Here is a 23,952-nt window from a genome sequence, read left to right as displayed (position 1 = left end):
GCCGATGCCGTTACAATTCGCCACCTCACTGAAACAAATTTCAACGCAATCGCCGTACGGCCGCACATTTGCTGATCGAAAACCCCGCACGTCATCACGAGAGGAGAGCAGACGATGCGAATTTCGGTCACGGCGGCGGTACTGGCGGCAAGCCTTGCGACCGGCGGTATCGGTCTCGCGGTGCGCGCCGCCGCGAACGACGGTGTGGCCCTGCCGGCGAAGGACCAGGCGCGACTGCCCTCGAGCGAGGTTGCGGCTGCGGGCCATGATTATGGGACGGCCCTGATCCAATTGGCCCAGGTCGCGCGCCCGCAACTGCCGGAAGGCGCCCGGCCCATGCCGCCGGACGCAGGCATGCGGCCGATGCCGGCCGGCCCAATGCGCGAAGACGGCGAGCCCTTCGGCCCACCGCCGCCGATGGCCCGCCATCGGCCTCAACCGCTGCCGCCGACGCGCGCGGCCTGCGAGGAGCGTATGGCCCGCCATGCGGCGATGGTCGGCTACATCAAGAGCAAGTTGCAGCTGCAAGGCGCGCAGAAAGACGCGTGGCGCAAGATCGAGGACGCGGCCGACCCCGCGGTCGCCAAGCTGCATCAAATCTGCGCGCTGCTGCCGGTGCAGCCAGGCCCGCCGCCGGCGCTGCCAGACGCCATCGAGTTTGCCGGCAAGCAGTCGGCGGCGCGTGCCGAACTTCTGCAGGCGGTGAGCGGACCGATGCGCGCGCTCTACGACACGCTGTCGGCCGACCAGAAAGCCGCGCTCGTGCCACCGATGCCGCGGCTACACGGACCTTTCTGACCTCTCCGCTACCGCCCCCCACGCTTGGGTAGCGGAGTGGGCGACCGCGGCGCGGCCCGCCGCGGTCGTCTCTCTTTTTTGGAAGCAGTTAGAAGCCGACGACGGTGCCGTGCAGGTCGTAGGCGTCGGCGCGCTCGATCTTCACGGTCGCGATTTCACCGACACGCAACGGCCGGCGGCTCGCGATATAGACGGCGCCATCGATCTCCGGCGCGTCGGCCATCGAGCGGCCTTTCGATACGGTCGGGCCAACTTCGTCGATGATGACCTGCTGGCGTGTGCCGACCTTGCGCTTGAGGCGCCGCGCCGAGATCTTCTGCTGCGCCTGCATGAAGCGATGCCAGCGCTCTTCCTTGACCTCTTCCGGCACCGCTTCCGCCAGATCGTTGGCCGGCGCGCCCTTGACCGGTTCGTACTTGAAGCAGCCCACGCGATCGAGCGCGGCTTCGTCGAGCCATTGCAGCAGGTACTCGAAATCCTGCTCGGTCTCGCCGGGGAAACCGACGATGAAGGTCGAGCGCAACGTCAGGTCCGGACAGATCTCGCGCCAGCGCGTAATGCGATCGAGCGTCTTCTGCTCGGCGGCGGGGCGCTTCATGCGCTTCAACACATCGGGCGACGCATGCTGGAACGGGATGTCGAGATAAGGCAGCACCTTCTTGTCGGCCATCAGTTCGATGACCTCGTCGACATGCGGGTAGGGATAAACGTAGTGCAGCCGCACCCAAACGCCGAGTTCGCCGAGCGCGCGCGAAAGATCGATGAATTTGGCGCGCACGTCCCGGTCGCGCCACTGGCTGGCGGCGTATTTGAGATCGACGCCGTAGGCCGAGGTGTCCTGTGAGATCACCAGCAGCTCTTTGACGCCGGCGTTCACCAGCTTCTCGGCTTCGCGCAGCACGTCGGCGGCGGGGCGCGACACGAGATCGCCGCGCAGCTTCGGAATGATGCAGAAGGAGCAGCGGTTGTTGCAGCCTTCGGAAATCTTCAAATAGGCGTAGTGCCGTGGCGTCAGCTTGATGCCTTCCGGCGGCACCAGGTCGATGAAGGGATCGTGCTTGGGCGGCACGGCTTTGTGCACGGCCGCGAGCACGCTCTCGTAGGCCTGCGGCCCGGTGATCGCCAGCACGTCGGGATAGGCCGCCGTGATGTTCTCCGGTTCGGCGCCCATGCAGCCGGTGACGATGACCTTGCCGTTCTCCTTCAGCGCCGCGCCGATGGCACCGAGCGACTCGGCCTTGGCACTGTCGAGAAAACCGCAGGTGTTGACGATGACGAGATCGGAGCCCTGGTGCTGGCGCGTGAGCTCATAACCCTCCGCGCGCAGGCGCGTGATGATGCGCTCCGAATCGACCAGCGCCTTCGGGCAGCCGAGCGAAACGAAGCTCACCTTGGGGGCGGCGGTGTCGGTATTTTTGTCGGGATCCAGCATACGGGGAGGGACGTAGAGGCGAACCCGGCAGAAAGCAAGGCAGAGGACCCGTCATCCTGAGGTCCGAGCGTAGCGCCCCCCGAGGATGAACGGCCAATGAGGCGCCATCACCCTTCGAGGACCGCCACCTCAGGGGGACGGCCTACCGGTTCCTCAGCGCCTCGGCCTCTTCGTAGAACTTCTTTTCCCAGGCCTTCTGGTTGTCCAAGCCCTCGCGGATGAAGGGCGTGAACACCGCCAGATTCAGCAGCAGCCAGTTGAGGAAATTGGCCGGGAACCGCAGCGGCTTGCGGAAATCGACGAACAGCACCACCCGCGTATGGGGCGTCCTGTTCCAGGCCTCGTGCTCGAAGGCGTCGTCGAAGATCACGGCCTCGCCCTCGCGCCAGCGGTAGACCTCATGCTCGACCCGGATGCCGAGCTCTTCGCGCGGCTCGGGGATGATCAGGCCGAGATGCAGCCGCAGCACGCCGTTATAGGGCCCCCGATGCGCGGGCAGGTGCTTGCCCGGCTCGAGGATCGAATACATCACCGTGATGAGGCCGGGGATGTTCTGGCAGGCGGCCCAGGTCTGCGGGCAGGCCTTGATGTTATTCTCGGAGCTGAAGCCATAACCGCAGAGGAAGAACGTCTTCCAGCCGCGGTCCTGGCTGATCGTGGCCACGTCGGCCGACAGCTCATGGAAGCCGGGCAGGTCGTCCTTGCGCGTCAGCACCCGCTCGAGTTCGGCCCGGATGGCCGGATAAGCCGCTTCGACTTTGCTCGCCCACGGGAAGACCGCCTTGTCGTAGATCGGCGGATTGCCGACCTTGCTGAACTGCACGTTCATGCGCTCGACGAAGGCGACGATGCGCATGAAGATGCGCGTGATCAGACTCGGCCGGCCCATCGGCTTGATGCCGTCGGTGCCGAAGCGCTGGGCCGGCGGATTGGTGTCTTGTTGCGCGATGGTGGTCACCCGGCATGCTCCTAAACGGGACGAGTCCCTGTCGGACATCGTACTGTCACAATAGCAATTGGCCTGAATCGAGGAAAGTTTGTGGCACGGGAACCGTCGGCGTGAAGCCGCCCATGGGCCGCACCACCAGCCGGGGTGTCGTCGCATATGTCCACTACACTTGAATAGTCGGCTTCAAGCCGATGCGGACTGAATTCGGGCGTTGCCGGCGCGGCTCCAAACATGCCGTTGCGCGACTTGTCCATTCTTGCTCATCTTCGCATGGCAAGATCCGCATGAACGCCAGGATCACCGGCATGCGGGCGGTCGAGGCGGCGACGACGCCTTTCGACGGTCCGCGTCCGTCCATCCACATGTGCGGATCACCGTGCGCGCGGTGGGCGAATAAGGTGGTCTGTGGCTCGGCCAGGCGCTAATGTGCCACATCCAAAGGAATCCGCCGTGGCCCGTATCATCCTCCTGGCCTTGCTCGCCGCCGTCATCGGCATCGCCTTCAGTCCGGCGAACGCGGCGGACATGAAAGTGTCCTCACCGACGACGCAGCCGGAGATCTGGCGCTACAACCGCCACAGCGATGTGTTGCCGTTCCCGCGCAGCCGCCGTTCCCAGGCCGTCTATGCCTCCGACGCCTGTTGGGCGGAGTGCCAATCGTTCTGCACCTGGAACGAGGCGGCCTGCCTGCAAGTGGATGCGCAAGGGCGCTGCCTGCGTGTCACCGACAGCTGCGATCGTTCGTGCCAGCGCGACTGCCGCACGCGAGGCGGGCCGTTCGTGTCCTTCGACGTGCTGCTAGGCGACTGACGGGAAGCCGTCACTCTGTCTGCGCCAGCCGCTCCGGGTCGAGCGCCGTCCGCGCGAAGGCGAAGAGCAGCAGGCAAAAGGCCGCGAAGGCCAGACAGAAGACGACGACCGCGGACGCAAGACCGACATGGTCGGCGAGATAGCCGACGCCGAGGATCGGCGCGATCGTCCCGAGATAGGCGATGCTCAGAAACGTCGCCAGGATGCCGGCGTGATGCTCCTGCCGTGCGACGGTGTTGATCACGACGAGCCCGGACATGAAGATGAGGCCGTGGCCGACGCCGATGGTGACGATGGCGACGATGAAGAGGACCGGGCCGCCGGTCTCCATCGCGGCCGCCAGCAGCAACACGCCCGCCGTCATCACGCACAGCGCGATCGGCAGGCATCGCCGCGGCGGCAGGCGCCGCGCCGGCAGCTGAACCAAGGCCGAGCACAGCAGCACCGCGCCGATGGCCGTGCCGCTGACCGCCGGCCCGTGCCAGGGCAGCAACGCGCCGAGGAATGACGGCGCCAGCGCCGCCAGCAGGCTGAACAGCGCGAAGGCCGAGAAGGTCGAAAAGGACGCGACGAGAAAGCCCGGGCGCGCGCCGGCGTGGGGAAAGCCGAGCTTCGGCAGCAACGACAGCCTCGCGCCGACACGGACGGGCAGCGCCGTGCGCACGAAGCAAAGCCCGACCAGAATGATGGCGATCGCCACGATGACGACGAGGTAGGGCGTCACGAGCGGCGCGGGGGCGAACTGCGCGACGAGGCCCGCGACCAGGGGGCCGGCCCCGAAGCCGGCCATGGTCGTCATGGAGGCGACCAGTGGCGCGCGGCGCGGCCCGCCCGGTTCGATCTGGAGGAGGCCGGTCGTTCCCGCCGTCGTGATCATGCCGGAGGCGATGCCTATCAACGTTCGTCCGACGCTCAACGTCGCGACACCGTCGGCGACCGCGGACGCGCCAAGGCCGAGCAGCACGATCACCAGGGCCGCCCGCAGGACGATCACCGGCCCGATATGGTTGGAGAGGCGGCCGAGGCACAGGAAGGCGGCCAGCACACCCACCATGTAGACGACAAAGATGACCGTCGTCGTCGAATGCGGAATGCGCCAAGCCTGCTCGTAGAGCGGATAGAGCGGGCTGGCGAGGCCTGTCCCCATGGCGCCCGCCGCAAGCGACAGCGCCACGATGATGAAAGGCAGCCACGACGCCGTGCGGGTATTGGCCACAACGTGGAATCCTTGATCGGATGTTAGGCAGAGCTCGACCGCAGCCCACGGCCGACTTTAGAAGGCGCCGCGAGGCCGCCCGGAGCGCTTTGTTGACGGTTTATAAATGACCGATAAGTCATTTATAAACTCGGGCGCGCCTTTGCAAGTCGGGAGGAGAGCCGATGGTGGCCAAACAGCAGGCGAAAGCGCCGCCGCGCAAGGCGGCCGCGCGAACGCGCGGACCGAGCCCGGAAAAGACGGCCCGGACGCGCGCGGCGATCATTAAGGCGGCGATGGCCGAATTCCTGGAATGCGGCTTTGCCGCCGCGACCATGGCGGGAATCGCGCGGCGGGCTGGCCTCGCCAAGGGCACGGCCTATCTCTACTTCGACACCAAGGAAGCGCTGTTCACCGGCATCGTCCGCGACGTGATCACCAACCCGCTCGATGAGGCGCAACAGCAGGAGATCGGGCCGCAGGAGAAGGTGGCGGATTATTTCCGGCGCACGCTTCTACCGGCGGTGCGGAATATCGAGACCGGTGGCCGTGCCGCCGTCGCGCGTCTGGTCGTCGCCGAGGGCGCGCACTTCCCGTTCCTCGCCGATGTCTATCGGCGCCAAGCCTACGATCCGCTACTCGCGCACATCCGCCGATTTGCGCAAATCGCTCGCGAGCGCGGCGAACTCAAGAACGACACACTGGTGCGTCATCCGCATCTCCTCATTGCGCCGCTTTGGATCGGCATGATCAACAACGGCATCATGGACCCGTCGCATCCGATCGATATCGGCGCGTTGTTCGAGGCGCAGATCGCGCAGTGCTTCGGCACGGCCGCGCCCCGCGTGCCCGGCTAAGAGGCGCGCGCGCAGCCATGCAGCAGGGTGTCGATCGCCGCGTCGATCCACCGCTCGACCTCCGGCCAAGCCGGCTTTTCGCCCATCAGCGCGCGATAGAGTGCATTGGTGACGATCATGTCGTGGAATTGGATCGCGAGAATGTCTGGAGCAACTGGCCGTAACTCGCCGCTCCGCTGTTTGGCGGCGATAAAAGCGGCGATGGCTGCGCGCGAGCGGCCAGGGCCGCTTTCGAACCAGACGCGGGCAAGCTCTGGAAAGCGGCCGGATACGGCGATGATGAGGCGCTGGAAGGCGATGTGACGGTCCTCGAGCAATGTGCGCATCAATGTCGCGCCGAGGACCCGCAGACCATCCGCCGGCCCCAAGCGCGAGACATCGAGCTGGTTGAAGGCGATAAGAAAATTCGTGCACATCTGCTGCACGCTTTCGCTGAGCAGCCCTTCCTTGCCGCCAAACGTCTTGTAGACGCTCGTCTTCGATCCGCCGACGACCCGGACGACTTCATCGATCGTCACGGCATCGTAGCCCTGCGCGAGAAAGAGGTCGGTCGCCGTGTCGACGATCTTGTCGCGCCGCGCAAGGCCTTTCGAGGTTGCACGCGAAGCGGAGGCGTCTCTTTCGTCTGCGATCATGTCATATCGCTCCGTCGTCATTTCTTCGGATGCGCGTGATGGTGCGCCGGACGAAAGGCACGCCGATCGACGTGCTGACTGTAAAGCAGGCTCGCGATCACCAGAACCACGCCACCCGCTTGGACCGGGCTCGGAACAAAGCTTCGAAACGCGGCGTCGAGAATGAAAGCTGTGACCGGGGTGAGCAGAAAGAACGGTGCGACGTGAGCGGCGCCCGCGCCTTCGATGGCTTTGAACCACAGGACGAAGGCGAGAGCGGTGATGAATAGGCCGAGGACGACGAAGCCCACAACATTCAAAGCGGTAATGCCGGCCGGCAGGTCGGAGCAGACGATGGCGGCGACGCTCAACTCAACGCCGGCAACGAGCAACTGCCACGCCGTAAAACCGATCAGCGATCGCGGGCGTCCCCACTTGTGCACCAGCAAGCCACCGAGCGCCACGGAAAGAGCGCTGCCGAGGGCCGCGGCAACGCCGATCAAATCGATGCCGGCATTGCTCTTCAGCACGACCATGGCCACGCCGACGGCGCCCACGGCGACCGCAGCGATCTTGGTCACGGCCGGGATCGCGCCGAGCACGGGCCACGCGAGCAGAACCATGAAAAGCGGGCCGAGCGCCTGAAAGGTCGCCGCGACACCGCCTGGCAGGCGGATGGCGGCGACGAACAACAGGCCGAAGAACAAACCGCTGTTCAGCGTGCCGAGAATGACGATCCGCAGCCACCAGTCCCTCGGCGGCAATTCGCGGACGAACACGAGCAGAGGCAGACCGCCAGCCAGGCCGCGCACCGCGCCGATGAAAATGGGATTGTGCGGCAGCATGGTCGTGGTGGTGATGTAGGTGAAGCCCCAGAGGATCGTGGCCCCGGCGGCAAAGATTTTCGGATTCATAACGGTCCTGCAGAAGTCGGATGCAGGGCTCTATCATTTTGTACGCTATCGTATCAATTACGTACTTAGTCGTACATTTACGACATGCATGAAGCGCGTGCGATGCCGTCCAAACCGGTATCGGGCTAGACAAGCGGTCTCATTCCCGTGATGGGAGCAACGACGGCGCGCCTGCCCGGACGAAGGGGCATGCTAGGGCCGAGGCTTGGCAGCCGCCGAGACTAGGCGCCGGGCTTTTTTCTTTCAGCTGGCTTCTTCGCCGGCGGCTTCGGTGCCGGCGGCAGCGGCGAATAGGCGTCCGGACAACGGTCGACGGCGACGACCTCGCGAAGGTCGCTCACCTTCTCATTGGCATAGAAGATGGCGTAGATCTTTCCGTCCTGCAGTTTGACGCAGGCGAACCAGTCGTAAAGCTGCGGCGGCTGCGTGGCCTTCAGCTGCGAGATAAGGGCGCCCTGCGTTGCTAACTTCGGATAGTTCACGAGGAACCGCGTCGCCTGCGCGACGTAGTCCGCCGGTGCCGGCGAGGGCTGCAGCGGCGGCACCGCCGAGCACCCCGACAGGACGAGAGCAAATACGATTGGTGTGAGGCGCATGGGTGACGGGTCTCGTGCAGGTCGGCGTCGTCGCTTGATAGCCCATCCGACCGGCAATCTGCCAGCGGCGCTTGCCTGGCGTCGTCCGACCTTCCGACTCGGCTCTCCTTCGCGACCGACTGAGGCGCGCGCCGTGTGTCGAGTTCCGACATCGATCAATTCAGCATTCGGCCGCTGCACGGCAATATCCGCGCAGGCTATCGAGAAGACGCCTCGCCGCTCATCCAAGAGAGATTGCCGGGCCGAGCGACCGAATCCGCTCATGCGCGTTGCGCCGCTCGCGCATGGCTTTTCCGTCGCCGCGTGCGCCTCTTGAGCGGTCTTGTGCTCGTCATGCAGGCGTACATTGCGCCGCAAGGCTCCGTCCGCTGTGGCGATGCAGGAAAGCGGACGAAGCGCGCTCTTTAGCGGGCGATTGCCGTTCGGATCGACTGCTCAACGGGCGAATAAATGCCGTCTTGTCGATCAATGCAGATCGGCTCCCGGGGGATGAGCGGAGGCTGTGCAAGGAAGCGCGGCTCGGTCCCGCGATGGCGCTGCGCGGCATGCACGAGAAAGGGATGGCACAGATACACGGTGCCGGCTTCACCGACGGCGAATACCTCCGGCCGACCGGACGACGCTGCGAATCCGTCCGCCGCGAGTTCCCGAAGCGTCAACCCCGCTTCGCCCGCAGGCGCGAGTTGGCGGGCGATATCAAGATGCGAGCCCATGCGGATCCGCGTCGGCGCATCGTAGGGGCCGACATCGGAGAATAGGAACAACATCAGCAATGCGCGTCCCTTGCTGGAGATGTTGGCTCGCCATTCCATGAAGTCGGGATCATCGCCGAAACTCATGTCGACATGCCAACCAACGTCCCCTGGGTTTTCTGATGACGGAAAGCGGACCGGGAAGGTGCCGAGCGCGACACACGGCAGCCAGCGACCGGGGCCGACGAGCTGATCGAACGCGTTATGCAGTAGTGGCGTGTTCGCCGCGTCCCGGAACGGAGGCTGACCGAACTGGCCGAGGCGGACGACCGGTCGCGTCCAGGTCGCGCGGTTATCCGGGTCACAGCCCGTGGCCGGCCATAGAATGGATCGCGCCGCTTTGGCCGTCGGCCTGCTGAATGCGGCATTGATGCGAACAAAGCCGTCGCGAACGAACGATTCGATGTCTGCCGCGCTCAGCGCGTGCATGGGTTCAGGTTTCATGGAGGTTCTCTCAACGACGCAGATCAATGGGCGGCGGTCGATGGCCGCGCCCGACGAAGCCGAAATGTCCCGGTCAGATCAGCGGGAATGCGGCGGCGCGATTGAGAGTGATGAACTTCATACGATGATGATTAGGCATTCACGCGCGAGAGAGAAAGGCGACCGAATGGCGCAGATTGGACGCAAGCTGTAGCAGCTGCTGCTATTTCAGGAAGCGAAACGGCGCTGGCGGAAGGGGTGGGAAATAGGAGCTATTTAAAATCAATTACTTAGGACGATTTCGGCGCAGCTACCCATCCTGCTACCCATCCTCGGCAACGAGAGCGTCGCCCGTATCGCTTAAGAAGATTGGCCGATCGCGACTTGTCGATCGTGCAACGTGTGGACATCCGGTAGGCACTTGGGTCGCTTCAGCACTAGCCACCGCGGCTCTGGGCCTATTCCAAAGACTGGGGACTCCTGGCTAGGCGCATCGCCCATGTGCGCGAGCGCTCTTCCTGCAATTCGCGTTCAGCTAAAAGCTTACGATAAAACCTGTCTCGTCGATTGAGCCAGACTGTGTCTTGCCAATCTATCAAGTAATAGACGCCACCACCTGCCGTTACAGTGAACACAAAAATTGCGAAACCTGCCGACTCGGGACCCGCCCCAGTCACTGTCGAGAAGACCATCAGCATCATGTACACAGCCGTTCCGCAAAAGACGGCCGTGATGAGCGGATTCAGGTTTGAGCGAGGGCCAGCCAGCTCGGCTGCAAGCCGGTCCAGCTCTGCCTGCTCTTTGGGATGCAGCATCGTCGCCCTCGCAGCAGTCGGTCAAATGCTTTGATAATGACCGGCGGCGAGCTACTTTAGCGCTACGTGAGCAGCTATTGCAATCGCCCACGCATCTCCCATTTGAACTACGTGCAGTCTTCGAGCGAGCTAAAGCGAGCGCGACGATTATAACGTTAGGCATCTCGCCTATCGGTAGAAATGCGGTTTGCTCCCCAGGGCTCTTCAGTACGACGATCCACAATTCTTCGGCAGCCGAGCTTGAACTTGAACGGGTCGTCTTTGCCGCCAGGAAGTCTCTTTCTCCAAGGATCTACAATGCCATGGGCCTTGTCCTCCACGCGTTTAATCTTGGCGATCGTTGGGGCGTCATAGGTGTCCGTCTTGAAGCGCGACATTCAGTGACCAAGGCGGCACAGTTCTCAAGGCTGTTGTCGCGCGAAATGGCGTCCGGATTGATGTGCTCGTAGCGGATGCGGCCGTAGGTGAGGGGGCGGCCGCACGGCTCCTTGAAAATGTGCGGCATCAGGTGGCACTCGCACGTGGCCACCCCGTCGACCTTTGAGTGCTCGTATGCCTGCCGCTGGGTGGATCATGAGCGTCTGGCGATGTGTTATTGAATTCATCGCCAATAAATTTTCGTTTCTCAACGGCACTTGCAGCGGGTGCCCGCCCGCGTTGCAGCGGGCGGGGGCGTTTGCTCAATCAGATCGCGCCCGCGAAGGCGACACGGAGCTTCGAAAGGAAGTCCGAAAACGCTCGGCCATTGACGAGGAAGCCGTCGCCATCTCGACGAGCAAGATCGGCCCAATATTCGAGATAGGCGTCAAGCGACGCTCGGGTCGTCGGTCGCGCTGCCCAAAGAGCGGTGCGATGCTCGTCCTCAGCGTCCGAGAGTTGGTCTATCACATCGTCGGGCCCTGCAATGGCTGCGAAGGCTGCGCGATGCGCGGCGATCAACCGCGGTGTTTCATCATCGGCCGGAGGCTCTGTGCGGTCGGCGCTCGGCAGCGCTGAAAGCAATTCAAAAACGCTGCGCCGCAATGTTCTGATGAAGATCTGGGTTTCCTCATCGTCGCCGAACATCACTTCGTCAAACGACCATTCGACAACATAGTTCAAATATGCCGCAAGTCCCTCGGGCGTAGTGGGTGTAGTGTTCGCCAACGCTGCGCGGGCGGCTCGCGATCGATTGACAGCGGCAACCATCTCGGGAGTGCGATAATCGCCAGGAGCGCAAGCACGCTTTTCGCCGCGCTCACTCATCTCGTCCTCGATCCGGCACCGTGCAAAAAATGCTTCATAAGCAGAACGATCTTGCTGAATAGCCGCGAAAATCGGGTCGCTTTCCGAGGGGCTGAGGGCTTCGTCTTGGACGACGATCGATGCTGAACCGACGCGCGAGATTGTGAGAATGTCGCGCCGGATCGACGGCCACCACTCGTCATCAACGTCATCGGCCCATGCAAGTAGCTTAAGCGCCAGAACTTTAGCGCGAAGTCCGTCGAGTGTACGAGCCGGTGTGTCATAGACCACCCGGCCGACCTCCTGCATCTCGTCCCAGATTTCGTCGAATTCATCTTCTGCCGTATATACGCCGCACCGTTCATCGAGTTCGACTTGTCGATCTCGCTGCATCCGATGGATCGCCGTGCGCGCATCGGAAGTGTCCCGCTCCCAGACCGCGAGCGGATGTTTATCCGACAACACTTTCATCTCTGCGTTCGTAATACGCTGCCATAGATCCGCATACTCCGACGGGGGCTCCGGTTCCGGAGGCAGTGGCGGAAGCTGTGACTCGGCTGCCTTAACGCGAGCGCGAGTCTTGCTGCATGCGTCGTCTGCCGTCTTGAGGCGCCTTCGTAGCGATTTCAGTCGACTGATGAAAGAAAGCAACTTCTCGTCCGGGTGGATTTCGGTAGACGCCGGCGAGAGGTTCGGTGGCGCGGCCATGGCAGAGGCAGACGCAAGCGACGCAACAGACACAACGGTGTTCATTAGAAAACCCCTACGCGAACTGGTTACAGGTGCACGGCCGGCGGCCGCGGCGACATTCTCGACAGGGTTCGGGGGTGGAGTAGTGGTCTCGTGCGCACAGGCGGGTAGCGCCTGGGCGTCTGCTCGTGCTGGTGACGTCATGTGATGCTCGCTGGTTTCGGCTTTCCACAGCCGTCGCCGGTAGCGGACCGGCAGCCGGGGGTTGGAAACCTGCCAGCGAGACAGGTCGGCGGCTTTTAGCTTTCGCCTGGACATGGCGCACCGCCCCCGGCCATAATGGCCGTGGTCGGGCGCCCGCCAAGGCGTCCTACTGCGCTAGGAGCCGCCAAGGCCCCATGCGCCTCGGCAGCTTCAACGGCGCTAACCGTGAGCGTGCCTATCGCTGGTCCGGGTTTCCACACCCGCGGACAGATTCTCTGATTTGCGAAAGTCGCGCAAGCCCCTGTGGAAGCAGGGGTCGCGCCTTTGCGCGTGCGGCGACCGATGCGATGTCGCCGCTACACGGTTCAGCTTGAGCCGTGTGCGGGTCGAGGCGGCCATTGCCGCTCGCTTCAGGGGCACGTGCGTCGCAGAACGTGAGCGGAATGGCGACGTGGAACGCGTCTAGAGTGGATTGGAGCAGGAAGCTCTCTACCTGGCGTCAGATACTCAGGATGCTCGCGAAAGTTCGACAAATTCACGTCGTCGGCCTGACGCCAGATCGCGCCGTAGGGCGCACCCAGTTTTGGTTGGCGGGCGGCACGCGCCACTATTCTCGCTTTGCCAGGGCTTTTGTCAGCACAACGCGACATTTTCCGACGGTCGATCGGCCGACATGAACGGCCGGCCGTGCATGCCGTCGCAAGATCGCCCCGAGACCACACAAGGTGTGCGACGACGCGGCGCTGGAGAAATTCACGACTGATCCGCAGTGAACGATTTTCATCGCCGCTTGCGGCAGGGCGCGCGGATGCGCTGGTCGATGGAAGGTTATGGGCAGCCGCTCTCAATGCTGCCTATCGATGGCGGGACGCTGAGGCGACCAGCGACACATGACAATCCTGCGGATTCGTCGCCGATGAAGGCGAGCAAGTGATAGGCAGCCGTCCTGATCACCTCAGCATCGCCGGGACGGAGATCGCGGCCGGACAAGCAGTTGGTTTCGATGGTTACGACATCGTCCCCGTTTCGGGCCACTGTGACAGCCCACGTATCGGTCATTGTCGCTGTGCGTTTCTTCAAGGCAGTGTTTCCTCCTACCGCGTGCTCAAGCCGGGATCGTTTGCCGTGAGCTTCTACGGCTGGAACGTCGCGGACAAGTTCATCGCGGCGTGGCGCGCGGCGGGTTGCCGCGACTAAATCGGCCGACAACGAACTAATCAGACATTTTCGGGCGAAGGGTCTCATGTCCAATATCAACTGGGGAACTATGTCTTCTAGCATTATTCCGACCTATGGCAACTACAGTGGCGCGAACTATACCGGAGGCCAAATTGGTGGAAACGATACGAGCGTGCCGCCAGTCGATGCGCTATTACGCTGTTCGTATTGTGTTGTCGGCCGACCAAGTGGCACGCCTAGAGGGCCTCAAGATAGTGCCGGGTATGCCGGTGGAAGCATTCATCCAGACTGAGATGCGGTCAGTTATATCGTATCTGACAAAGCCTCTCAGAGATCAAATTGAGAAAGCGTTTCGAGAAAGATAGGGCGGTGTCCTCTGATGTGGGGTCACTGCGGCAATGTCAGCCTAGTCGATGGTCGCGCCGTTGACCGGCTCCGCCGGTAGGCGGGCGCCTACGGCGCGGCGAGATCTCGCTCTAGCGTCAACCCCTCAATTTTGAGGGTTACGGTTGAATCGCACCTGGCCGAGCATCCCCCGGGGAGTCTTGCCATCGGGGGACGGCATGCTTGACGTGCACATCATCACCAGTGCCAACCGGCATCTTTATCAGCGCGAGCTGGACGAGCACCACCAGATACGCCACCGCATCTACATCGAGGAGCTGCGCTGGCCAGGGCTGACGCCGCGCAGCGACAACCGCGAATACGACCAGTTCGACACCGATGACACGGTCTATTTGCTGGGGCTCGAGGCCGGCCGCGTGGTTGGCGGTCTGCGACTCGTGCCGACGACGGGACCGCATCTGATTGGCGACGTGTTTGCGCGCTTCGCCGAGCAGAGAGGCGTGCCGCGCGCGCCGTCCATTGCCGAGTGGACGCGGATATTCGTTGTGCCCGAGCGGCGCGAGGAGCACACGGGCTCCAAGATCGGCAGCACGGTCATTGCCTCGATGATCGACTACGGGCTCCGTGAAGGCCTGTCGGGCATCTCCGTGCTGATGAACACCTTCTGGCTGCCTAAGTTCTTGAACTACGGCTGGCGGGTACGGGCGCTCGGCCTGCCGGATGTGCACGAGGGCGAATGGCTGGTTGCCGTGTTGATTGATGTCACGTCCGAGGCGCTTGCTGGCATCCGCGCTGATCGCGGCCTTGAGCATCGCTCCGCGTTGGTGCAGCGCGGTCCCGTTCGTCCATTCATCCCGGGGGCGAGACATGTCCCAGCCGTCGCCTGATGACCGCGAAATTGAGCTGCACGCGATCGACATCGTGCGGGACATCCTCGCTCGGGCGGGTACGCTGCCGCGCTTGATGGAGGTCCATTACCTGATGCAGGAGCCGGACCTATTTGAGATCGTAAGGTGTATGACGGCATTGCCGGACAAGGAACGCGCGAAACTGCTGCAGTTCTTCGAGAAGCATGGGATGCTTTCGCGTCTTCGTGTCCGCGAGGTGGGCGGAAGAGCGTTGCACTTGGAGTATGACAAGCAGCCGTTGCAGCGAACGGTGCAAGCAATCACCAGAGTTCTATAGCCGTTATGGGCCATATGAGATTCCGCGTTACCTTCCATTCGAAAAAAAAGATCTGAAGGATGCTTGGGCATCGATCGACGACGACGTTGGGGCGGAGCTTTCTTGGGCACAAGGCGCCTACATTTTTTCACTCAGGAACGGCAGGAATTACAAACCTCTGTACGTCGGCATTACTAAGCATCAAGGATTCCGTGCCGAAGTTTTCAACCCGACTAACAAAGTCAAGATTCTGCGCGACTGGGCTGACATGAAAGGCACCTTGATCTTGCACCTTCTTGCGAAGCCAAAAGGCGTGCACAATGGTTTTTCAGTCGGGATCAGTGAGGAATGGCTAAGGTCCTTAGAGGTCTTGCTGATATTTATGTGTCGACGCAAGAACTCCAAGCTGTCCAACAAAATGCACACGAAACTCTTGGACGGCATCGGTATTGACGGCATAACAAATACGACTAAGAAGCTCGGCAAGCCTCGCGGCGCTGTCGCAACGCTTCGGAATGCTCTCTGGTGGTAAGCCGGCTACCGACCCCGGCATGTCCGACCTTTGCGGCCGTTTCTATGTCCCGGCCTGCGGTGACGATCCCTTGCGCGATATGGCACCCCTCGCCGGGGGCAGTCGGTCCCGCGTCCCGCCTTTGGCGGCGCTATGCTGACGCTCCTGCGGCTACCCTTTCTCCGGTCTCGGGGCTGGCAATTGGCTCCGCGCCGTTCGCCAAATGCCCTCTTTATGAAGAGCATTAGCGCTGCCTGAGCGCCGGCATTGCGGAGCGTGATGTCAGCCGCCGCAGGATGTGATCCAGCGTCGGTATGCGGTGAGAGGCCGTCCTCCATGCGATGTATTCGAACATCGATATTGGGCCGATCGTCCGCTTAAGTTGGGGAAATGAGACAAAGACGCGCTCTTCCTTCAGCTTGTCTGCGGCATTGAAGGCGGCATCTACCGCGCTGTCCGTGATTGAAACCTGAGCGGTGCGTCCGCTGGGGAATATGATGGCGAGCACGGCGTCCTTCTTGACCGCCGTGAGGAAGAAGACAAATCCGGCGGGGACTCTGAAGGGCTTGAGCGACAAGTCCTGAAGGTTAGTGAAATAGGTTTTCATTCGGACGGTCGGCGATGCGGTGTCCAGGTTTGACCTCCTGGTTTGCAGAAGCCTGCGCAGCGTGGCGGTGTGTTGCAGGTCGCCGTACTCCGGGCCGAAGAGGGAATGACCAAAGCCGATTGCCAGCTTTGCGAGGAACCGGACGTCAAATAGGAGGTCCATCGGCACGCGGTTGTTGAGCGGCTTTTGCGTGTCAATAACAGTTCTGATTGCAGCCCGCTCTGCCTGTGCTTCCGGATCTTTTCTGCAAAACCGGCCCTTGATGCGCTTGCTCGGCAGTTGGTGTTCCAGATCGGTCTCCGTGCCGAGAAAGATAGGCTCGCCGTGGAAATGGCTCTGGACCGACCTCATGTTCGACAAGAACCAATAGGGGTGCTCGGAGGCAAGGAACGAATAAACGCGGCCTGTTTTCTCGCGGCGGCGTCGGACCGGATCGCCGCCCGCAAAGGTGTCGAAGTCTTCGCCGTGATCCTCGTGGATGTGCCACGCGGTGCCTCCGTCGGGCGCCAGCCATACCTCGGCGACTTCGCCGTCCTCGAGGGCGAGGTTGCGGTTCAGGCCGAAATAAATGAGGGGAAAGACGTTGCCCGAGTCTGGGGCGTAGTCGAAGCACGATTCCCACGCATTGTACTCGACGGAATTTTGAAAGAATGCCTTTGCGACCGGCGCGTCAACGTATCGGCCGAAGATTGAGTTGCACCGCTGGCATACGTCGCGGGTGACCGCTTCTTTGCAATCGGAGGAGCCGCCCATAAACTGAGGGATAATATGCTCCTCAGAAAACTCGTTGTCGGGCTTGATCTCACAACAATAAATGCAGGTTCTGCTTTCCATTTCGTGACGGTCAATCAAGTTGCAATGAATGTGGCCATCCTAACTCAAATGCCGTCACATGGGAAAAGTCCTCCTGAATAATAGCGTTTGCCCGGCTCACATAAGAGTCGGAAGGGGCGCTGCCCCTCGCGCGCGCAAGCCGTCTCCCAAGCTTCCGCGCTTCGCTTGTGCAGCATGGGAGCCCCTCGGCTATGCGCTTGCTACCCCCGCTCTTCGCCAGAGGGGCAGGGTTGCAGGGCAACCTTTGTCGGACAGATTGGCGGAAATTCGCGCAGAAGATATGCACGCCTTCGTGCATTTCGACCACAGCATCGATTGGGAAGCCTTCGAGCTTGTGCTGGAGGTGGTCCGATGAGCCCTCTCGTCTGGTGCCCGCGCAACACCGTGGTCCACGGTGATTGCGTGGAGGTCATGCGCCGGATGGCGTCCGCTTCGGCGGACTTCATCCTTACCGACCCGCCATATCTGGTCCGCTATCGATCACGTGATGGCCGGACCGTGCGCAACGACGATAACAGCGTGTGGCTTGAGCCGGCCTTCGCGGAAATGTAAACTCCGCAATGCGGGCAGCCGTGCACCCATTCATTGCCGATCTTCTTCGACGTCCAGCCTTCGGCCTTGGCGGCCGGCCAGACCTCTTGCCAGTCGTCGCCGTCCCCTTCGATGCTGTTGCCATCAAAGGTCTCATCACAGCTATCGCATTCAATGACGATGCGGCCGCCTTGGCGATCGATCATGCCGCCGCTCCTAGTTGTGTTCCGGCGAGCAGTTCGTCCGCCCACGGCGACATCGCGACGAAGCCCTGCCGCGGGTAATCGATCAGCCGCCTCGAAAAAGCGCAGTCCTGCAACGAGAAGATACGTGCCGCATTTGCGGACAGATAAGATATTTCATACGTGAGAATAGGCACATGACCGATAAGGCTGGCGATTTCATCCGACACAATTGGCCGGTGATCGCCGCGCTCGCGGCGGCATTGATCGCTTGGGGAACGTCGACCGCTCAGCTCGCTGGGCTCGCCGCCAGCAATGATCGCGTGCTGACCAAGCTGGACCGGCAGAATGACGCCCTCAGCGAAATCCGGGCCAACGTCTCCGGCATCCAGGCTGGCAGCCTTGCGCAGGGCTCCCGCGTGGCCGACCTGGAGATCCGGCTGCGCTCGCTCGAGGCCAGGCGGCAGTGATGAGCGGAGTGCTTGTCACGCGTGATGGCCTGACCGCCTAACCTTTCTCCCCAGCCTGGTATCCGCCCGGCAACTCATCCGCCCTCGGCCGCGCGCCGGGGGCGGATTTTTTGCGTTTGAGGGGGTCAGGAGGGGCCGGGCGGGCGCGGAGCCGCCGCCGGAGATTCGCTAAATTGGGGTCCGCCGAGGGATTGTCGCGGCGCCTCCGAAATAACGCATTGGCGGCCTTCCTATTGAATGGTTATTAGGGACCACATGCGCGCCCGCGCCGACGAGGCCTCCAATGCCGCCCCCGTATCGCCGACCACACCACCACGAGCGTGTCGCCAATATCGAAAGCATGAAGCGCGCCTGGGAGGCCGAGGCCGACGCGCTGGCCACCGTGCGCGAGTTTAACGTCCGGATAACGGAAAAGCGCGACGTCTGGTTCTGGCCGACGATCGCCGCCGCGCTGACGGCAAAACACGCGTGGGTGACCATCGTCTGCGATAGCTGCGGCGGCCTCACCGACCTGGACCTGCGCATGAAGCCGCGTGACCCCGAAGCTTCGATTCGGGTCGTTCTGCGCGACGTCCGCTGCCCGCGTTGCAACGGCCACGGCCGGCCGCGCATCGTCGGGCTGGCGCAGTCGCCAGCCCGATAGTGCGACCATGTGCAATCTCTACTTCGACCAAAGGGCAGGCGCGATCGTGCGCCCACGCGCGCGACGCGAAAGGCAACCTTTTTCGCACTGCAATAACGATTTAAATTCGAACCTTTGCACGGGCGCGTTATTATCCCCGCAGAGTACCTGGGCGTGCGTGGCTGAGAGACCCTGACGTGGTCCCGCCTGACGAACAGGGAGGGGACCATGCCGCACACGCAATCCGAATCCAGCCGACGATCCGAAATCGACCGGCCTCTTTGCCCGCAGTGCGGATCGGAGATGTGGCTCGCCCACATTCGTCCCGATGGACCGGGAAAGGAATATCGGACGTTCAATTGCCCCGTGTGTGAAATCTCGACGGGCGACAGCGATCTTATACGGCAAATGAGCCTTAAACAGCCTCCCAAGCGCGATTGAGCCGCCCGAGTTCGCGACCTCTTCCTCGCGGGCGCAAGGTGTAGGCGGCGATCATTGCCGAGCTCGAGGGGCGGCCGCTTCCGTTGGCGCCTTGCTCAAGCCAAAGCTTCAAACTCCACCTTTACGATATCCCCCTCGCGCCAAACCGCTCGGCACTGTCGGCTGCTTTTGCCGAATCCGGGAAGCTGCAAAGCAAACGAATCTGGGAGGATTACGTCTGGCGCCTTGATGAACGCTCCTCTCCACGTCAGGTCGCACACCATGCAGCGCACCGGTTCCCCCTGGCCTGTTTCAATGTACGCGCTGATTTCCGTCGCCGGGGGGGCGAAGCCGTCGCGAGGGGAACGGTATTATGGTCATTCCGCCGCACTAGCATTTCATTATAAACGCCGCGTTGAGAAAAGCGCTTAACGCATCGTTCCCGCCTTTGATAAACTAAGGTGGAATGGGATTAGGAGGCGCACACCTCATCATCACCATCGTAGGCACCTTCTGTGGCGTTGGCGGTTGACAGACCCATTTTGCTTCAGGCTTCAATATTTCAATATGGAATGGCAGCATGGTTCGGCTTGAATTTCGCCTTCTCCTCGAGGAGATAGCTGAACATCATCGGCACGTCGTGAATGTCAGCCGGACCTTGGTCGATACCGTCCAATGCTCCCGCAAGCTTATCCTTGAGTCTCGCGAGCTCATCGCACGTGTCGAGAATGTATTGCGTGGGCTTTAGCGAAGGCCGTTCAACGACGAGAGCCTTGCATGATGGTTCTTTAGCAACTACGATTTGATCGTGGATGGATTGTTTTTCGCGCTGATGTAGGGCGATGTATCTCGTAACTCAAAAGCCCGGGAGTTTCGGCGCCCACGACGTGCTTGCGTGCAAGCTGTGTGATGGCCAAATGCTGTTGACGCGTCGGTCGCCGCATCCGAAGTTAGGCCCGAAGTACGAAGAACAGCGGTTCACCTGTGGGCGATGCGGGCACGCGGCGATAAGGTCCGTTGACGCTGATGGGGCGCTATTTCAAGACGGGGCGTGACTTAAATGCTGCCGCTCTCCGTCACCTGTCGCCCCTGCGCAAAATGCCCATGTCCGAAATGCCCTAGCGCGAGCGGCTATGGAGCGAATCCCACATTGCATTCGGAATGGCACCGCTGGCGTACAGGAACGCAAATACACGTATCGCCGACGATAGATGGTTGGGGCCTCGCGAGAACTCAATGTGATTCAATAGCGTCGACAGTTTCACTCCGTGTTCCATCGCCGCTGCTCTCACCGACATCCAGAACGGCTCTTCAAGCGACACACTGGTCCGTCTTCCATTGATGGAGACCGAACGCTTCTTTATAGCGTTCGAGGGGTCCCCAAGTGCTTGCGTCGCCGAATGCATGACCGTTTCGGTTGGCATGGGCCGAGTGAACCTTGCGGTTACGAGTGAAGGAAGAGCATAGTACGGCTGTCGACACCGGTCCAGATGGCGAACATACATGCTGTGCCTCTTAGGCTAAGACGGCGGCTTTATTCGAATGACGTTTACCGAGTAATGGCCATAGCTCGCGGCGGCTCCCTTAGGTCGCTTTCCTGAATTGGAGGACAGCTCTATTGCGGATGATATTTTTGCTCGGCGGCTTATTATTGCTTGCGTCATCTGCGTTGGCTGCCGACGCCCGATTGCTCGCGAATCTTAGGCGCCTGGATCCGTCTCTTAGGCTCGAACAGATATGCGATCTCGAAGCAATGAACCAGCTCAGTCGCCGAGGCTTTGACGCAGACCGGGCAAAGTCAAATGTTAGCGTTAGTCCAATTCACAATGGCGACATCTTAATCGCCAACGGTGCAGCATTCCGCTCTCGAGGAAATTGGTATCACCTGTCATTTGTCTGCGTAGGCACCCCAGACCATCTACATGTAAAATCGTTTCGGTACATGATCGGGCGCATGATCCCGCAGTCGAAGTGGTCGTCACTTGATTTGTGGCGGTGACAAGGTCCTCTATGAGCCGTGGCCTAAAGAGGTGGCGGGCGTTCCCGCTTTCGCCCCAAGCTCGCGCAATCCAAGTGCAGCTCTCGGTTCATGGTGACTTCCGTGTTGCCAATTAGTGCGACGGGAGGTTTGGGCAGCCTTGATGTGCGGGGGCCTGATCACTCCGGCCTAGTATATCGGCGCGGCTGGCCATCAGAGCTTGAACTTCTGCTTCCCGATCGTGATCGTGCCCTCGGCGGGCGACGCCTGACGGACGGCGGTAGCGAATTCGATCGCATTATCGAGTTCGAGCTTCACGCCGGCGGCGTTCATGTCGGGGGAGGCGGGATGCTTATGGGTCACCTTCAGTTCGATCGTGACGTCAGCGGTTTTGGTGGCCGGTGGGGTGGTGGTGCTCATAGTGGCTTTCCGTTCCACAAGGCTGCGGGCGACGCGAGGACGGGACGTATCCGAGCCCATAGGCCGGCGGCATCTTCGTATTCAGATTTCGGAGGGACGGCGGCAAGCCCGTGCTCGCGCTGTATCTTCTTCCCAAGTTCATGGTCCCGATCCCATGAAGCAAGTTCACAAAGGGCGCGTAGCGCGAGCGGCTCGGGGTTTTCGGGCAAGTCGCGGAACGTCTTAATCAGAGCGTGGCGCAGGTCGATCTCCCAAGCCAATTCTCGGCGAAGATCGTCCAGCGAGAGGGAATTGATGTAGTTCATATCGGGCATTGTTTACTCCTGTTCAGTCGTGGTCCCGGCATTTAGAGGACGAAGCGCGAATCGATTGCGCGCAACGTGCTGGCGTCAGGCGCCTTATGCTCTTGTAATTCGCGCTCAAACTCAGTGTTGTCCTCCTTGCGGTGGACCTGAACGATGGTGATGTAGGCGACGAACGGCACACCGCTCTCGGTGACACCCTCCCATACGCGCGCTTGGAGGGTGGCGCAGGCGCAAGTCGGATCGGAGATCGAGACGACACGGTCGGTGGATTGGATGGTGGCTTTCATGAAGGCCTCTCAGAAGAACAGCGACGCATCGGCACGAACGCGGCCTTGCGACGGATAGGTCATGAAACCCATATCTTTGAGCTTCACGATCGCCGCCTTGACCTTGTTCGTGTGGATCGAATAGCCGCAGGCGGCCGCGAGCTCCTCGCGCGTACAGTCCTCGGGGTAGATCGATGTCAGATGAGCGAGGAGCTTATCGGTCGGCTCCCCGAGGATGGCGGTGATGCGCGCCCGCATTTCCGCAGCATCTCGCGGCACGTCGACAGGGATCGCTCGAGCGCTGCCGGCATCGGTAAGCTTGAGCGTGCCGGTGCCGTACTCGATCAGACCGTCGTTCTTTAGGGCGACGATAGCGGCCTTCACCTTGTTGGTATGCAGGCTGTACCGGGCCATGAGTGCGACAAGCTCTCGGGCCGGATCAGTGACGCCTAACGCTCTCAGCTCGGCGAGGGCGTTGAGGAGCTTCTGTTCGTAGGAGCCATCGCGGCCATCAGAAAAGCCCTCGCCGGTCGGCAATTGGCCCGGAACGACGATCGGGGTAGCCGGCTTGGCAGGAGACGGCGATCGGGGCGCGACGGTCGGCGTGGGGCGGGGAGCCGCTTCGGGCGGCGGTGCATAGATGGGCTTTAGAGCGTCCTTGTCGCGCATCAGCGCTTTCAGACGCTCGGCCGTGGCCATCCGGAAGACTTCGATTGCGCCCTTCGCTGTCGAATTCATCTGATCGACATCGGTCTGAATTGCCGCAAGGGCTTCGGCGACATGAGCCTTCGCGTTCCTGATCGCCTCTGTCTTGGCCCGCTCAAATCCCCGTTTTTCCGCCGCCTTGGTGGTAGCGTTATCCGCCATCTGCTTGCTTGCGTCTTGGTTTATGAGCTTCTCGAGTGCCGCCTTCTGCGCAAGTAACGTAGAGATTTCCGCGCGCAGTTTCTTCGGGTCGTTGGCCTTCGCCTCGCTCTCGACCGCCACGAGCCGCCCTTTAAGGCTGCTGAGATCAAGGGGCTTGAGTGCGGCCGTGCGCTTCACTTTTTCGCCGCGCTTTGGCGTGCGTGAGCTATCGAAAGTCTCCTTCTGCGGAAACTTCGCGGTGGTGAGCACGCTGCGGCCGGGCAGCCAGACCACGCCTTGACCGATCTGGAGCGTCGGCAGGGCATCCTTGATCGCCTTGCCTTGCGCCTTGTCGGCTTGCCCTTCGATCCAGCTATCGAGGGCATCGCGATCTTGCGAAGCGGTGAGTTTGAACGCCAACAAGCCGTCGACCTGGCTGAGGACGTTCTTGTTCAGCACCGCCGGCCGCTGCGAGATCAGCCAGGGGATGAAGCCCTTAACGCGGCCGCGGCGGACGATGTTTTCCATGTGGCCGAGCAGGGTCTCGTCTCCGCCGGCCGGCTTTTGCGGAGCGAACAGGTCAGCCTCGTCGACGACCAGGTGGAAGGGCTCACCAGAGGCCTTGCGATAGAGCGTTTCGAGGAACGCGGTCATGAACCGGCGCTCGGCTGCCTTCGAACCAAGTTCGCGCAGGTCCAGAATGCAGCTCTCAGCCATGGTGGCAGCGGTCTCGCCGATCAACGCGCCGGCGTGCTCGGTCAGCGGAAGGTCGCCGCGCGGGCCGCCAAAGATGACCACGTTGTAGGGCGACGCGTGCTTGCCGTCGGCGGTGAGACGCAGGCCCCACCAAACGCCGAGCGGGTCGACGATGACGACGCGGGCCTTCTTCGACAGCAAGCGCTCGACAGCGACGCCGGCATTGTAGGTCTTGCCGCTGCCAGACGTGCCCAGGAAGCCAAGGCGATCGTCCAGCGCTGCACTCGGTATGGGATGGCTCAT

The 23,952-nt window shown here is 61.8% G+C and carries 27 protein-coding genes; 11 read left to right on the top strand and 16 right to left on the bottom strand.

Features of this window, described 5'->3' with window-relative positions:
* The first annotated feature begins 114 nt into the window (after nucleotides 1–114).
* Nucleotides 115–798, top strand: a complete 684-nt coding sequence (locus tag DW352_RS05370; RefSeq protein WP_115689226.1) for a Spy/CpxP family protein refolding chaperone — start codon at nucleotides 115–117, stop codon at nucleotides 796–798.
* A gap of 88 nt (nucleotides 799–886) precedes the next feature.
* Here the strand turns inward: DW352_RS05370 and rimO are convergent, their stop codons facing one another.
* Complete coding sequence (rimO, locus tag DW352_RS05365; RefSeq protein WP_115689224.1) at nucleotides 887–2,230, bottom strand: 30S ribosomal protein S12 methylthiotransferase RimO; 1,344 nt, start codon at nucleotides 2,228–2,230, stop codon at nucleotides 887–889.
* A 142-nt stretch (nucleotides 2,231–2,372) separates the two neighbouring features.
* Nucleotides 2,373–3,188, bottom strand: coding sequence for an ornithine lipid ester-linked acyl 2-hydroxylase OlsC (gene olsC, locus DW352_RS05360; RefSeq protein WP_245434327.1), 816 nt, complete (start codon nucleotides 3,186–3,188; stop codon nucleotides 2,373–2,375).
* A gap of 441 nt (nucleotides 3,189–3,629) precedes the next feature.
* On the opposite strand from olsC, the gene DW352_RS05355 reads away from it, so the two are divergent.
* Nucleotides 3,630–3,989: a hypothetical protein gene (locus DW352_RS05355; protein WP_115689220.1), complete on the top strand. Its 360-nt coding sequence runs from the start codon at nucleotides 3,630–3,632 to the stop codon at nucleotides 3,987–3,989.
* 10 nt (nucleotides 3,990–3,999) lie between these two features.
* Here DW352_RS05355 and DW352_RS05350 read toward each other — a convergent pair whose 3' ends face one another.
* Nucleotides 4,000–5,205 (bottom strand): MFS transporter, encoded by a 1,206-nt coding sequence (locus tag DW352_RS05350; RefSeq protein ID WP_115689218.1) that lies wholly within the window; start codon nucleotides 5,203–5,205, stop codon nucleotides 4,000–4,002.
* A gap of 164 nt (nucleotides 5,206–5,369) precedes the next feature.
* Between DW352_RS05350 and DW352_RS05345 the strand changes: the two genes are divergently transcribed.
* Nucleotides 5,370–6,041 (top strand): TetR/AcrR family transcriptional regulator, encoded by a 672-nt coding sequence (locus DW352_RS05345; RefSeq protein ID WP_115689216.1) that lies wholly within the window; start codon nucleotides 5,370–5,372, stop codon nucleotides 6,039–6,041.
* Here DW352_RS05345 and DW352_RS05340 read toward each other — a convergent pair.
* The 6 genes from DW352_RS05340 to DW352_RS05310 form a co-directional block, all read right to left on the bottom strand.
* Complete coding sequence (locus tag DW352_RS05340; protein WP_162826799.1) at nucleotides 6,038–6,676, bottom strand: TetR/AcrR family transcriptional regulator; 639 nt, start codon at nucleotides 6,674–6,676, stop codon at nucleotides 6,038–6,040. The two genes, DW352_RS05345 and DW352_RS05340, sit on opposite strands and share 4 nt — an antisense overlap.
* A 17-nt stretch (nucleotides 6,677–6,693) precedes the next feature.
* On the bottom strand, nucleotides 6,694–7,569 hold the full coding sequence (locus DW352_RS05335; protein WP_115689212.1) for a DMT family transporter: 876 nt from the start codon (nucleotides 7,567–7,569) through the stop codon (nucleotides 6,694–6,696).
* Between the two features lie 221 nt (nucleotides 7,570–7,790).
* Entirely contained in the window at nucleotides 7,791–8,165 is a 375-nt protein-coding gene (locus DW352_RS05330) for a hypothetical protein (protein WP_162826798.1), read from the bottom strand.
* 404 nt (nucleotides 8,166–8,569) lie between these two features.
* Nucleotides 8,570–9,361, bottom strand: coding sequence for a phytanoyl-CoA dioxygenase family protein (locus DW352_RS05325; RefSeq protein ID WP_115689208.1), 792 nt, complete (start codon nucleotides 9,359–9,361; stop codon nucleotides 8,570–8,572).
* Nucleotides 9,362–9,798: 437 nt separating this feature from the next.
* The gene (locus DW352_RS05315; RefSeq protein ID WP_115689204.1) at nucleotides 9,799–10,155 is read right to left on the bottom strand and encodes a hypothetical protein; all 357 of its coding nucleotides are present in this window, start codon (nucleotides 10,153–10,155) and stop codon (nucleotides 9,799–9,801) included.
* A 684-nt stretch (nucleotides 10,156–10,839) separates the two neighbouring features.
* Nucleotides 10,840–11,850, bottom strand: a complete 1,011-nt coding sequence (locus DW352_RS05310) for a hypothetical protein (RefSeq protein WP_162826797.1) — start codon at nucleotides 11,848–11,850, stop codon at nucleotides 10,840–10,842.
* Between the two features lie 1,353 nt (nucleotides 11,851–13,203).
* On the opposite strand from DW352_RS05310, the gene DW352_RS27280 reads away from it, so the two are divergent.
* The 5 genes from DW352_RS27280 (at nucleotide 13,204) to DW352_RS26705 (ending at nucleotide 15,493) form a co-directional block, all read left to right on the top strand.
* Nucleotides 13,204–13,470, top strand: a complete 267-nt coding sequence (locus DW352_RS27280) for a hypothetical protein (protein ID WP_245434326.1) — start codon at nucleotides 13,204–13,206, stop codon at nucleotides 13,468–13,470.
* A gap of 95 nt (nucleotides 13,471–13,565) precedes the next feature.
* Nucleotides 13,566–13,817: a beta-barrel domain-containing protein gene (locus DW352_RS27675; protein WP_483469168.1), complete on the top strand. Its 252-nt coding sequence runs from the start codon at nucleotides 13,566–13,568 to the stop codon at nucleotides 13,815–13,817.
* Between the two features lie 198 nt (nucleotides 13,818–14,015).
* Nucleotides 14,016–14,684, top strand: coding sequence for an acyl-homoserine-lactone synthase (locus DW352_RS05300; protein WP_115689200.1), 669 nt, complete (start codon nucleotides 14,016–14,018; stop codon nucleotides 14,682–14,684).
* Nucleotides 14,665–14,982, top strand: coding sequence for a hypothetical protein (locus DW352_RS05295; protein ID WP_115689198.1), 318 nt, complete (start codon nucleotides 14,665–14,667; stop codon nucleotides 14,980–14,982). The genes DW352_RS05300 and DW352_RS05295 overlap by 20 nt, the downstream gene beginning before the upstream one ends.
* Nucleotides 14,930–15,493, top strand: coding sequence for a hypothetical protein (locus DW352_RS26705; protein WP_162826796.1), 564 nt, complete (start codon nucleotides 14,930–14,932; stop codon nucleotides 15,491–15,493). Before DW352_RS05295 ends, DW352_RS26705 begins: the two co-directional genes overlap by 53 nt.
* Before the next feature lie 223 nt (nucleotides 15,494–15,716).
* Here DW352_RS26705 and DW352_RS05285 read toward each other — a convergent pair whose 3' ends face one another.
* Both DW352_RS05285 and DW352_RS27570 read right to left on the bottom strand, forming a co-directional pair.
* Nucleotides 15,717–16,913, bottom strand: a complete 1,197-nt coding sequence (locus tag DW352_RS05285; protein WP_115689194.1) for an HNH endonuclease — start codon at nucleotides 16,911–16,913, stop codon at nucleotides 15,717–15,719.
* Nucleotides 16,914–17,386: 473 nt separating this feature from the next.
* The gene (locus tag DW352_RS27570; RefSeq protein WP_115689192.1) at nucleotides 17,387–17,650 is read right to left on the bottom strand and encodes a hypothetical protein; all 264 of its coding nucleotides are present in this window, start codon (nucleotides 17,648–17,650) and stop codon (nucleotides 17,387–17,389) included.
* A gap of 173 nt (nucleotides 17,651–17,823) precedes the next feature.
* Between DW352_RS27570 and DW352_RS05275 the strand changes: the two genes are divergently transcribed.
* Together DW352_RS05275 and DW352_RS05270 are read left to right on the top strand one after the other, a co-directional pair.
* Nucleotides 17,824–18,096, top strand: coding sequence for a hypothetical protein (locus DW352_RS05275; RefSeq protein ID WP_115689190.1), 273 nt, complete (start codon nucleotides 17,824–17,826; stop codon nucleotides 18,094–18,096).
* A gap of 283 nt (nucleotides 18,097–18,379) precedes the next feature.
* Nucleotides 18,380–18,739, top strand: a complete 360-nt coding sequence (locus DW352_RS05270; RefSeq protein WP_162826795.1) for a hypothetical protein — start codon at nucleotides 18,380–18,382, stop codon at nucleotides 18,737–18,739.
* Between the two features lie 1,517 nt (nucleotides 18,740–20,256).
* Here the strand turns inward: DW352_RS05270 and DW352_RS05265 are convergent.
* Complete coding sequence (locus DW352_RS05265) at nucleotides 20,257–20,544, bottom strand: ribbon-helix-helix domain-containing protein (RefSeq protein ID WP_115689186.1); 288 nt, start codon at nucleotides 20,542–20,544, stop codon at nucleotides 20,257–20,259.
* Between the two features lie 218 nt (nucleotides 20,545–20,762).
* Here DW352_RS05265 and DW352_RS05260 point away from each other — a divergent pair, with 218 nt between their 5' ends.
* Complete coding sequence (locus DW352_RS05260) at nucleotides 20,763–21,137, top strand: DUF930 domain-containing protein (protein ID WP_115689184.1); 375 nt, start codon at nucleotides 20,763–20,765, stop codon at nucleotides 21,135–21,137.
* 192 nt (nucleotides 21,138–21,329) lie between these two features.
* Here DW352_RS05260 and DW352_RS05255 read toward each other — a convergent pair whose 3' ends face one another.
* Genes DW352_RS05255 through DW352_RS05240 form a run of 4 tightly spaced genes read right to left on the bottom strand, consistent with a single transcriptional unit; the run spans nucleotide 21,330 to nucleotide 23,952 of the window.
* The gene (locus tag DW352_RS05255) at nucleotides 21,330–21,536 is read right to left on the bottom strand and encodes a hypothetical protein (protein WP_115689182.1); all 207 of its coding nucleotides are present in this window, start codon (nucleotides 21,534–21,536) and stop codon (nucleotides 21,330–21,332) included.
* On the bottom strand, nucleotides 21,533–21,850 hold the full coding sequence (locus tag DW352_RS05250; RefSeq protein WP_162826794.1) for a hypothetical protein: 318 nt from the start codon (nucleotides 21,848–21,850) through the stop codon (nucleotides 21,533–21,535). The genes DW352_RS05255 and DW352_RS05250 overlap by 4 nt, the downstream gene beginning before the upstream one ends.
* A 32-nt stretch (nucleotides 21,851–21,882) precedes the next feature.
* Nucleotides 21,883–22,128 (bottom strand): hypothetical protein, encoded by a 246-nt coding sequence (locus DW352_RS05245; protein ID WP_115689178.1) that lies wholly within the window; start codon nucleotides 22,126–22,128, stop codon nucleotides 21,883–21,885.
* A gap of 9 nt (nucleotides 22,129–22,137) precedes the next feature.
* A complete protein-coding gene (locus tag DW352_RS05240; protein WP_115689176.1) occupies nucleotides 22,138–23,952 on the bottom strand; it encodes a helicase HerA domain-containing protein in 1,815 nt (604 codons plus the stop codon).

The organism is Pseudolabrys taiwanensis (assembly GCF_003367395.1).
Lineage (GTDB): Bacteria > Pseudomonadota > Alphaproteobacteria > Rhizobiales > Xanthobacteraceae > Pseudolabrys > Pseudolabrys taiwanensis.
The sequence above is the reverse complement of the archived record's forward strand: the minus strand, read 5'-3'. Positions and strand labels throughout refer to the sequence as shown.